The organism is Acinetobacter sp. KAM396, assembly GCF_021602765.1.
Classification (GTDB): domain Bacteria; phylum Pseudomonadota; class Gammaproteobacteria; order Pseudomonadales; family Moraxellaceae; genus Acinetobacter; species Acinetobacter towneri_A.
In genome coordinates, this window is sequence record NZ_BPPH01000010.1 from 90,552 (window position 1) to 100,717 (window position 10,166).

At 36.9% G+C, this 10,166-nt stretch carries 7 protein-coding genes and 2 pseudogenes; 4 read left to right on the forward strand and 5 right to left on the reverse strand.

The features are described from left to right. Nucleotides 1-28: 28 nt before the first annotated feature. From L6C30_RS07510 to L6C30_RS07525, 4 genes are all read right to left on the reverse strand, one after another. Nucleotides 29-3,469, reverse strand: a complete 3,441-nt coding sequence (locus L6C30_RS07510; RefSeq protein WP_087662177.1) for a DEAD/DEAH box helicase family protein — start codon at nt 3,467-3,469, stop codon at nt 29-31. Nucleotides 3,470-3,489: 20 nt separating this feature from the next. Beyond that, nucleotides 3,490-4,659: a restriction endonuclease subunit S gene (locus L6C30_RS07515; RefSeq protein ID WP_087662176.1), complete on the reverse strand. Its 1,170-nt coding sequence runs from the start codon at nt 4,657-4,659 to the stop codon at nt 3,490-3,492. After that, nucleotides 4,656-6,137 (reverse strand): class I SAM-dependent DNA methyltransferase, encoded by a 1,482-nt coding sequence (locus L6C30_RS07520; protein WP_087662175.1) that lies wholly within the window; start codon nt 6,135-6,137, stop codon nt 4,656-4,658. Before L6C30_RS07520 ends, L6C30_RS07515 begins: the two co-directional genes overlap by 4 nt. Before the next feature lie 99 nt (nt 6,138-6,236). Further along, on the reverse strand, nt 6,237-6,443 hold the full coding sequence (locus L6C30_RS07525) for a helix-turn-helix domain-containing protein (protein ID WP_032057260.1): 207 nt from the start codon (nt 6,441-6,443) through the stop codon (nt 6,237-6,239). A 93-nt stretch (nt 6,444-6,536) separates the two neighbouring features. Here L6C30_RS07525 and L6C30_RS07530 point away from each other — a divergent pair, with 93 nt between their 5' ends. The 4 genes and pseudogenes from L6C30_RS07530 (at nt 6,537) to L6C30_RS07545 (ending at nt 9,707) form a co-directional block, all read left to right on the forward strand. Continuing rightward, a complete protein-coding gene (locus L6C30_RS07530; RefSeq protein WP_236094677.1) occupies nt 6,537-7,034 on the forward strand; it encodes a hypothetical protein in 498 nt (165 codons plus the stop codon). A 122-nt stretch (nt 7,035-7,156) separates the two neighbouring features. Further along, the gene (locus tag L6C30_RS07535; protein ID WP_179996868.1) at nt 7,157-7,351 is read left to right on the forward strand and encodes a DNA-binding protein; all 195 of its coding nucleotides are present in this window, start codon (nt 7,157-7,159) and stop codon (nt 7,349-7,351) included. 58 nt (nt 7,352-7,409) lie between these two features. Beyond that, nucleotides 7,410-7,670, forward strand: a pseudogene (locus L6C30_RS07540) (integrase core domain-containing protein); the annotation flags it as partial. Nucleotides 7,671-7,751: 81 nt separating this feature from the next. Further along, nucleotides 7,752-9,707: an alkyl/aryl-sulfatase gene (locus tag L6C30_RS07545; RefSeq protein WP_000693745.1), complete on the forward strand. Its 1,956-nt coding sequence runs from the start codon at nt 7,752-7,754 to the stop codon at nt 9,705-9,707. Nucleotides 9,708-10,064: 357 nt separating this feature from the next. Here the strand turns inward: L6C30_RS07545 and L6C30_RS07550 are convergent. Continuing rightward, nucleotides 10,065-10,166: pseudogene (locus L6C30_RS07550) on the reverse strand (IS30 family transposase); the annotation flags it as partial.

The window sequence follows — 10,166 nt, forward strand, 5'->3', positions numbered from 1 at the left end:
TTATCTCATTAATGCAAAATTATAAAAATTACGCGACCGCTTCATTAAACACTTCAACAACCCCAAATATGTTATCGACATCGCCATCACTAAATACACCATCAATCCCTTCAAAATGAACCTGATTGAATGGAGGCTCATAAAGTTGTGCAGCAGCCAATACACCGTTTTGAGTCAGATGATCTATAATCATTTCAACAAAACGGATTTGTTTTTCGTTATAGCTTGAGCCTTGTAAATATTTTGAAAAGGCTTGTTGTACTGCCTGACGATCTAAGCCGACTAAAGAACGAATAAATAGTGGTAAAGATTTCTCTGTACCAAAGCATTCTTCAAATTTTTCTTTGCTCTCAACTTCCTGAGCTTCGAATACGAAGCGTTCAAGTTCACTTAGATCGGTTGGAGTCAATGCTAAACCACGTTTGAGTTTGGCAATAGTTATGTGGTTCTCATTGGCTTTAATAAAGCTCTCAACACGCTTACGGTATTGAGCTAGGTTCACACCACTTGAAACGACGGGGATATCGACTGCTTGCATCACTCCAATTTCATCATCCAACATAGAATAGACAATCGTTGAGGTCGATTTCTCAATGAGTTTCACTAAACCGCGGATACATTTACGCATCGACTCAAGTATAGGGACTGTAATTCCTTCCCAATAGGCTTCGGTTTGTATGTCTTGTATCAACTTAATCTGCGCTACGACCACAGGAATATTCTCTTTACTTTCCAGTTTTGAAGCGATTTCAATCACTTTATTAGCATAGGCAAGTACTGCTTTGGCATCCTTATTCAGCACAGCAAGTTCGATGTTGTAGCACAACATATCAAACAGCTTGGCTTCTAGTGTTTCTGCTTCTAGTTCATTTGGAAGTTTAGAAATGTGTTCTCGCAACGTACCAATAGCAAGATCATCTAAATTGTTCCATGCCTCATCTTTTTGGAATTGCTCAACATACTCAAGCTCATCACGAACAATAAAATTATCTTTGTTCATTGATTTCACTTCAGTTTGTAGGCTTTGTTGTATGTCTTGACGGACGGCTGCCAATTCTTCAGTTTGATAGTCTTGAGCATTCAACAAACTCAAAAGATTTAAACGTGCCTTAAATAGTCGTTGCCCCAAGGGTTCAGCAGTAGATACAGGCGCACCATCAGGATTTTCGTTGAAATATTCAAAGTTTGAGCAGTAATCAAAAATATAGAATTCTTTTTTGTCCATTCCTGGGGCAAAGAGGTCTTTGCAAAGCCGTGTACCACGACCAATCATCTGCATAAACTTCACTTTAGAGCGTACAGCTTTGAAAAAGACTAGGTTGACCACTTCAGGCACATCAATGCCTGTATCGAGCATATCGACAGAAATAGCAATTTGTGGATCAGCCAGCTCTTTTTTACTAAAACTATCAATCAGGCTTTGTGCGTACTTGGTGGAGTGCGTGATCACACGGGCGAACTTACCATCATATTGTGGATAGTTTTTATCAAAGCGTTCTGCAATGAAATTGGCGTGGTTCTGATTGACTGCAAAGATGATGGTTTTACCCAACATATCTCCACCTTCAACCTTGATGCCATTTTCCATCAAGTGCTGCAGCATTTTGTCTACTGTGCCTGTATTAAACAGTTCCTTATTAATTTTTGATGCATTTACTTCTTCAGGTGCATCATCACCGCCCCAATCTAGCTCATTCCAGTGTTCTTTTTCTTGTTCGGACAACTCATTAAATTTCACACCTTCACGCATGAATTTTAAGGGGACTGAAAAGGCTTTAGGTGGAACTAAATAACCATCGGCAATAGCTTGGTCTAAATCGTAATAATCTGTCGGAACGCCACTTTCCAAACCAAAAAGTGCATAAGTATCACGGTCTACTTCATCGCGTGGGGTAGCAGTTAAACCAACCAATAAGCTATCAAAGTATTTAAAAATCTCACCGAATTTTTGGTACACGCTACGATGGGCTTCATCGACAATAATCATGTCAAACATGCCTGTACCGTATTTACGTGTACCATCTGCATTCACTTCATCAATCAGCCCCATCATGGTTTGATAGGTAGATAAATACACCCGTCCATTTTGGTTTTTGCTGTCTACTAAATTAACAGGTGCAGAGTCAGGTAAATTGGCTTTAAAAGCATTGGTGGCTTGTACGACCAATGAGGTACGGTCAGCAAGGAATAAAACTTTCTGAACAGCATTGGCTTTCATCAGTACATCAACCAACGCAATTGCGGTACGGGTTTTGCCCGTACCAGTTGCCATAATTAGTAAACCTGCACGTTCTTTACGCTGAAATGCGGCCAAAATCGCTTTAATGGCACGGGTTTGATAATAACGCTCAACAATTTCCGCATTGATCGGAAAGCTCCCCAAATCTGGATTATTTTTGCGTCTTTCGATTAGGCGTTTTAGTTCAGTTTGCGTGTAAAAACCATGTACCAAACGAGGTGGGCCACCTTGCACATCATTCCAGATACGGGTTTTATAACCGTTCGTGTAGAACATCACAGGACGTTGACCTGTTTGCTGTTCTAGACAATCTGCATAGAGTTTTGCTTGTTGTTGTCCCACTTCAGGATCAACCGATGTACGTTTAGCCTCTACCAAGGCTAAAGGCAAGCCATTGGCATCATACAGTACATAATCGACAGCACCTTTACCTGATGGACTTGGCATGCCAGTAACTGGAACTTCCTCTCTTGCCGTTACACCAATTTCCCAACCCGCTTCTTCTAGTAAAAGATCAATTTTTAGTTTACGAGTTTCGTCTTCTTTGTAGTCGGTATGATCAGGAATCTGGCTATTGGCAAGTTTAGCCTGTTCAACTTCAGCACGTTTTTGAGCAAGTTCAGCGTCAATATTGGCAAGTAGTTTTTCACGTTCTTCTAGACTTGCAGATAATTCAAATAGCTGTTGTTCACGTTCACGCAATGCTTTGTGTTGTTCTGCAAATGCTTTTTCTTTGGCTTCAACTTCTTTTTGCAGTTGTTCCTGATTCGTTGCCATTTGCTGTGTGTGGTCAGCATTTGGAATTAGTCTAGGATTGAATAAAATGGTCTGAGAGCGATCTTTTGATGGTGAGCCATAATTACGCTCAAACCAGACATAGATCAGGAACAGATGGCTAATGTGTTTAACTGTTTCTTCAGTCGTCAGTTGTTTGAATTTTTTACCGTGTACCGCACTGTTTCCCACCATGCGGATGTTATCCATTTTGTCCCAAATGTAGGGTGGGATAATTTCCTTAAACTTTACATCGGTGATGAGGTTGTAGAGTGATGGGTCATAAGGCTGAGTGAGTTTTTTATCGTATTGATACAGCCACAGCACGAGATTTTCTAGTGATGTTCTTGCAGCAGCAAGGGCAAATTGTGGGGAAATATACACGAGCTTTTCAGCTTCTTTAGCAGTGTTTGCCAAGCTTTTAAATTCAGGCTCTAAAAACTGAAAGTTGCTCATGTATCCACCCTCTAATAATTTTATAAATTTCCGCTAAATGCTTGGTTTTGTAATGATTTAAATAAAATTTCAAAAACTTTCAATTGATTAGCAAGTAATTGTTTCTTCTCTCTGATTGCTAAAACTTTACTCTTGAAGTGAGCTTGTAAAGCTTCAGGTGGAATAGGTAAAACTATTGATTGAAATTCTTTGGCATTAATATTTGCCATCCCAACAATACTTTTACACATACTTTGCAATTTCTCTTTCCCCCAAGGAGAATTTAAAAAAGCAGAGATATATTCAGGTGTATAATTTGCTTTAGTTCTACCTCTTATAAGATAACCTGCATAAGCCATTGGTTCAGGGCCATTATAAACAGCAGTCTTGCCAACCAATTCTTTACTATTCGTTCGATTAAATAAAATATCACCTTCTTTTACAAGGTATTTTTCATCAGCTTGGACTTTAGTTATATATTTTAAATCGGTTAAATTCATTTCACCTGAATACGTCAAGTTATTCATGCGAAGAATAGGTATTTCGCCTTCCAATGTAGCTTTATCAGATGAACCATATTTTACTGATTCAAGCATGTCTCCAATGCACCCGATGTCCCATCCTTTAGGATTACTCACAGGATCGCCAAACATATCAATAAATGTAGCTTGTAAAAGCTGGTCTAACTTTTCAATCGCTTGCTGACGTTTTTGGCGTAATTCATCCGCTTGATCTAAAATTGACGCAATTCGGCGTTGTTCGGAAAGTGGTGGGAGTGGAACGTCTAAATCCTTAATTACACTTTGAGAAATATTTGGCTGACCACCACCAACTCGACGACTTAAAAGATATGGTTTTGATGCTTCTAAAAATCTGTATAAATAATTAACATCACAAACATTTTCATCAGGTTGAATATTACAAATAGCCTGATTAGTTGTTGCATCAAAAGTGAGCTGAGAAACTTCTCCAACTGTTGCACCATACATAGCAATTAGTAAAGAACCTTTTGACACTAATTTAGCTGAAGATTTTTCTACCGCTAAATCAGTTATGTATTCTTCAATCTCAGTGATATAACGGTTTTTTAATTCGCCTGATTTAACCCACGGAATTGTACCATTTTCAAAAAAAGCATTATTTGAACGAGAAGGTGTACCACCACTACCTGTTTTACAAAATGTACTTATTTTTTTAACAGGAATAGTCATTTCAACAACTCCTTAAGCTTAGTCATTCCTTTTAAAATATCCTGCTCAAGTACTTCTAAATCCGCCAAAATTTTACTTGGTGCTTCATATTCCACTTGCTCATACACCACTTCTTTATAACGGTTAATCGACAAGTCGTAACCATTGGCAGCAATATCCGCTTTATCCACCAAGAAACTTTGCTCAGTCGCTTTACGATCTGCTTCAGCATCCAAATTTTTAAAACGGGCAAGAATGTCAGGAATGTTATTATTTTCATGCTTTGAACTATCTAGCTCGTTACGCTTATCATCTAGCGAATAACCATCCGCCTGCATATCATAAAACCAAACTTTGTCCGTACCGCCCGACATGGTTTTGGTGAAAATCATAATCGCAGTCGAAACCCCTGCATAAGGCTTAAATACACCAGAAGGCATCGAAATAATCGCTTCAAGCTTTTGCTCTTCTACAATCTTTTTACGCAAATCCTTATGTGCTTTAGATGAGCCGAATAACACTCCATCAGGCACAATAATTGCTGTACGACCACCTGTTTTCAGTAATCGTAGGAACAAAGCTAAAAATAGCAATTCAGTCTTTTTGGTCTTAACAATCGCCTGAATATTTTTAGCACAGCTTTCATAGTCCAAACTGCCTGCAAATGGTGGATTGGCAAGAATCAAACTAAACTGACTTTCAATATGTGAATGTGCTTCGCTTAAAGAATCACGGTTTTCAATACTTGGATTTTCAACACCGTGCAGCATCATATTCATAGAACCAATACGAAGCATTGTGCTATCAAAGTCATAGCCAAAGAAAGTTTCTTCACTAAAACGCTTTGCTGCTTCAGGTGATGCAAAAATTTCTGTGCTGTGATGTTCATTTAAGTATTCACTTGCAGCAACGAGGAAGCCTGCTGTACCACAAGCAGGGTCGCAAATGGTATCGGTTGGTTTTGGCTGCATCAACTCCACAATCATCTTGATGATATGGCGAGGTGTACGGAATTGACCGTTCTGACCTGCAGATGCAATTTTACCAAGCATGTACTCGTAAATATCACCCTTAGTATCTTTATCATCCATCGGCACTTCAGCCAAGAGATCGACCACTTTCGTTAAAAGTGCAGGTGTAGGAATAGTGAAACGGGCATCCTTCATGTGATGACTGTATGTAGTATCACCTTCATTACCAAGATTTTTAATAAACGGAAAAACTTCATTGGCAATAATATTGTAAAGCTGAGTAGGATCACCCAAGGTAGTGAACTTTGACCAACGCAGATGATCTTGCTCTGGTTTGAACACTGGTTTTTCTATTGTTATTTTTAGACGATTGGCTTTGCGCTCTTTTGTAATCTGGATTTCATCAAGTCGGCGAATAAATAACAAATAGGTCATCTGCTCCATCACTTCGAGTGGGTTAGAAATACCCCCACTCCAAAATGCATTCCAGATTTGGTCAATTTTGCTTTTAATTTCGCCTGTAATCACACCGATGACTCTCAAATTTCTTTGAGGATATTGTGGTAGATATTAATAGAAAAAGCTATTGTAATTAAATGAGATGCGACATGGTTTGGCGTGAGAAATTTAAGGCAATAACTCTTTAGCATCAATCTGAAGCACAGAAGCAAGCTCATAGAGTTTTAAGACAGTGATGTTTACTTCACCACGTTCAATACGACCTAAATAACTACGATCAATTCCACATTGTAATGCTAATGCTTCTTGGGTAATTTTTTTCTCCGCTCTTTTTTTTCGTAATAATCGACCAATTTCAGTAGATAATTCTGACATTTGAAAAATTTCTCAAAAAACAGAAATATCACCAATTGAGGATTAAACATCCACGGCTTATAATCCTCATTTTCATTATGAAAGAGGTCTAAAATGTTGAAATTGAATATTCCCTTAGCCGAAGATTTCGTTGAAATAATAAAAAACAATGAAATTAAAAATTGGGAATCAAAATGCTTTTGGTTAATTATTAAACAATCAGATCGACCACGCATTTTAAGTATGAAGACATTACGTGAGCGCATGTACACAGCAATTCAAGTATTATTGAAAAATGATTTTTTGGTAGCACAAAGATCACTATGTAATAAAAGATTATATTTATATAGTGAAACGCCAAAATTAAAAGAACTGCGAAAAAAACTGATTGATATTGATGAAAACAACCCACTATTTACCCAAAAAAACACTATAAACAAAGAGTTAAGCTTTCTAAAAAATCAGGTAGATTTTATTAATGAATTGGCAGTTTCTTACCCTGAATTTTGTGATTCAATTCAAAAATATAAAGAAGAAATTGATTATCAGATTAATTTTTGTGAAGTAAAGATTAAAACAATAAATAGCATTATTAAAATATATAATGGATGATTATAAAAACCATTATATATAATATTAATATAATAAAAACAATAACTTACAATAAAAAAGTGATTGATTGATCCTGAAAAATATTCTATTTTTTCGTCAACATCATTCAAAATTTATCCGATATGATCAAATCGATTCAGCAAGTTAGAGAAGAGTTTTCAGCAAATGGAATTTCCATTGCTGAATGGGCAAGAGATAATCATTTTTCTCCAGACCTAGTTTATCGAATTTTAAAGAACAATAGAGTTCCGAAACGCGGTGAAAGTCATAAAATTGCAGTGAAATTGGGTATTAAGGAGCAAAAAAATATGAATTAATTTTAACTTTTAATTATTCTTTTTTAGTGCTAGATACAACTACCACTCTTTAAGAGTGGTATTGAAATCAAATGACATCCAAATCAGCATGGATGGTAAAGGTCGATGGGTTGATAATGTGATGGTTGAACGATTATGGCGGAGCGTTAAATATGAAGAGGTGTATCTCAAAGCCTACAGCAATGTTTTGGATGCGAAGAAGCAATTAAACGCATATTTTGAATTTTATAATTTGAAACGACCTCATTCGAGTCTGGACAAAATGACTCCAGATGAGTTTTACTATGACCAGCTACCACAACAAAATAAGGTAGCTTAACTAGAGCAGAGTATCACTTATAAATAAGCTTTTAGTTGTTCAAACATGTGGGACCACCTCTATTTAAAAAAAGGAAAGAAGATGAAAATTAAGTTTTTAACAGTTTCATTGATGCTTATTCTGCCATTTTCTGTTTTTGCAGCAAATACTGTAGTAGAAAAAGCGGTCATTGAATCAAATAATACATATAAGGCGAAGTATAACTTAGAGGATATGACTGAGTTTAATCAGGCTCAAAAGGGCTTTATTGCCAAGCCAACAGGTCAAATTAAAAGTGAGAAAGGCAATGTTATCTGGGATTTTGATGCATTTAGTTTTTTACAAGATCAAGCACCAAATACCGTTAATCCCACTCTATGGCGACAAGCAAAATTAAACAACAATGTTGGGCTATTTAAAGTAACAGATCGAGTTTGGCAAATTCGTGGTTTTGATTTGGCAAATATGACCATCATTCAGGGTGATACTGGCTGGATTATTGTGGATACATTAACCTCTAAAGAAACGGCTGAAGCAGCACTTAAATTTGCTAGACAGCATTTAGGTGAGCAAAAAATTTCAGCCATTATCTTTACCCATAGCCATATCGATCATTTTGGTGGTGCATTAGGCGTTCTTTCTAGCGAAGAAATTAACGCTAGAAAAACTCCAATTATTGCGCCAAAAGGCTTTATGGAAGAAGCGACCAGTGAAAATGTGATGGCAGGTTCAGCCATGATACGTCGTGCGACTTATATGTATGGAACTTTTCTACCTAAAAATGCGGAAGGATTGGTGGATACAGGTTTAGGTAAGGCTGTTGCTGTGGGAAAAATGGGCATCCTTGAGCCTACACAACTGATCACTCAACCAGAACAGAAAATGACGGTTGATGGCTTGGATTTTGTGTTTTATAACGTGCCGGGTTCAGAAGCACCAGCAGAATTAACGTTCTCTATCCCATCATTGAAACTTTATAACGGCGCAGAAATTCTATCTCATACCATGCATAATCTTTATACCCTTCGGGGTGCTAAAGTCCGTGATGCCTTAAAATGGGTGGGCTATCTAGACCAAGCAATGCAGCATGCCAAAGCATCCGATGTATTGATTGCACAGCATCATTGGCCTGTCTGGGGCAATGACAATATTCAAGATTTTATTAAAACCCAGCGAGATGTTTATAAGTTCACGCATGATCAGACGGTGAGATATATGAACTCTGGTTTTAATGGCGCTGAAATTGCCGAAAAAATTAAGCTTCCAGCGGCACTTGATCAAAAACTATATGCTCATGGCTATTATGGAACCCTAAAACATAATGTAAAAGCAGTATACCAATATTATATGGGATGGTTCGATGCCCATCCTTCCAATTTAGATCCATTACCCCCTAAAGCTGTTGCAAAAAAATATATTGAGTTAGCAGGTGGGGAGAACAATGCATTGAAAAATGCGCGGGATGCCTACGCTCAAGCTGACTATAGATGGGCTGCCGAGATTTTAAAACATATTGTGTTGAATAACCCTCAAAACCAACAAGCAAAAGACTTATTGGCGAATACTTATCGTCAATTGGGCTATGCTGCTGAGGCTTCAACTTGGCGTAATTTCTTTTTGGTGGGCGCTCAAGAGCTACAAAATAATGTACCCCTACAAAATACTTCTGATCCGAGTGATTTATTGATTCATACACCAACTGAAAGATTTCTTGAAGCTATGGCGACAAATTTAGATGTGGAAAATTTAAAAAATGAAAACCAGTGTATCAATCTGGTTTTGTCGGATACCAAAGAGCATTTTTCATTATGGGTTGAAAACTCAGTCATGCAGTTTAAGCGTTATGATGAAAGTAAAGATTTGGCATTGGATTGCCCTACATTAACCTTAACCAAGCCCTTATATCTAAAAATGATTACAGGTCAAATAGAAGGGGTAAAAGTCCTGCTTTCTAAAGACAGTAAAGTCAAAGGTAATCCACTGAAAATTGGAAAATTCTTTGCAATGTTTAAACGTCCAGATTCAATTTTCCCGATTGTGACTCGACCAAATGGCTAAGCTCAAATAAGTAAAGTCGAAACTTAAATTAATAGATCCAAAGAAATGGGTGAAATTATCAACTTGGTTCTCCCAATCTTATAACAGGAATACAAGAAATTATTTCTTGTATTCCTCTTTAAAATTAAAAGTAAGCTATATGTATTTTAACTCTATTGATACTTTATTAAATGGTTTTTGAATTTTTATACTTTATTTTCGATGGAGATATTTTTATTAGTAGCTTGTTTAAAAAAGATTTGTTTATTTTTCTATTAATTGCTTCTAAATAATAACTTCAATATTTTTGTGGTTAAAAGGCAAGGGGGTATTATGATGTGTTTTTTATTGAAAATAAGCTTTTATATTAGGGCGAATTCAAACATGAGGTGCGACAGTTTGAAAAGTCTTATGATAATCAACAAGCTGAGCAAATTTCTCTAATGGTGTAAGCCAATCTAACGCTTTTCTAGGACGAGT